General features: G+C 45.3%; 1 protein-coding gene and 1 pseudogene. One reads left to right on the top strand and one right to left on the bottom strand.

The genetic code is table 11. From position 1 onward, the window contains the following. Positions 1-99: pseudogene (locus tag FDF36_RS21410) on the bottom strand (amidoligase family protein); the annotation flags it as partial. 628 nt (positions 100-727) lie between these two features. Between FDF36_RS21410 and FDF36_RS20985 the strand changes: the two are divergent. After that, positions 728-1,236: BfmA/BtgA family mobilization protein (locus tag FDF36_RS20985; RefSeq protein ID WP_220392689.1), on the top strand; the 509-nt coding region annotated here is incomplete at its 3' end.

Raw genomic sequence — 1,236 nt, 5'->3', positions numbered from 1 at the left:
GGCAATTTCACGGTGGGTAAGTCCGAGCAGCAGAAGTTTTCTAATCTTTGAGGTTTTTGTTCCACTTTCGGCTAAAATGTTTCTAATTTGTTCATTCATAACTTGTTATCTCCTTTATTATTATATATCAAAGGTAATGATTTTTCTCCGTTTCTCCAAATATAAGTGTGCTCTTTATCAGCATATTAGCTTACTTTTGCTTCTGCTAAAAGTTGTGTCCGCCCTATCAGAATGGGGTGTTTTTTCCTTTCTTGGGCATTTCCCGGGCACTCCTACCACCTTTTTCCCACCGGTTTTCGGCCTTCCTGACAGTCACGTTTTTTCAAGGGAAGGCCCCGGGTTGTACTGCCGGGTGGAGATGCTTGTGGCCCTTCGGATGCCCGAGAGCTAAGGGGACCGGAGGCCCCTTAGTGAATTCCTGATTAAGGAAGAGCAAGAGGAGTTCCCGCACCCGGGAACTTGAATCGACGCATAGCGTTGATAAACAATAATTTAAATGTATGCAATGTTACACATGGCGCATACATTTGTATGCACATTTTCTCCTTTCTGTCTGAATGCCAACAATTTAAGTTGTAGGCAACCTTGTATGCGTGTCGGTTATTTTACTAATTTTCAACAAGTTATGCAAATTTCACCTCTCGCCGACAGGTGACGCTTGCAAGGAAAAACAAAAACAAATATCTTTGTGCCAGCTATTTACATATACAACTAAAATGCATACAATATGAAAGAACATTCAATAAAGGCAGTCAGGCTTACTCCCACGGTGAAAGCCCGTCTGGACACCTTTAAGGGAAGTGACACGGTCAGTGTCTGTGTGGACAGAATGATTACATTTTTTGAAATCACAGGGTTCAATCCCCGCTACGCATCCCGGAATCCGACGGCACTGGTGGAAAAGAGAATTGAGGACGTTGTCAGAATCATCAAGTCCCAGGAACGGGATATACTCAAGCCCGTACTTGAGAAACTCTCCGCCATAAACAACACCCCGCAGGAGTCACCCGACTATGCCCGGCTGATGAATGAGCTCCGGGAACTGAAAGAGGAGAACCGGAAGCTGAAGGAAAGGATGCAGGCGGAAGATCTCCGGATGGAGGGTGCCGCCGCATACAAGGATAAGCTCAGGCGGTTGGCCGAATTGGTAAAATACCAGCTCGATCCCGGGAAGTTCCCTATGATAAAACTCAGTGATGATGTCAGGGTTCCCATTAACACTTTGCAACTGCTTAT

This window comes from Bacteroides fragilis (assembly GCF_019583405.1).
Taxonomy (GTDB): domain Bacteria; phylum Bacteroidota; class Bacteroidia; order Bacteroidales; family Bacteroidaceae; genus Bacteroides; species Bacteroides fragilis_B.
This window is presented reverse-complemented; position numbering and strand designations above follow the sequence as displayed.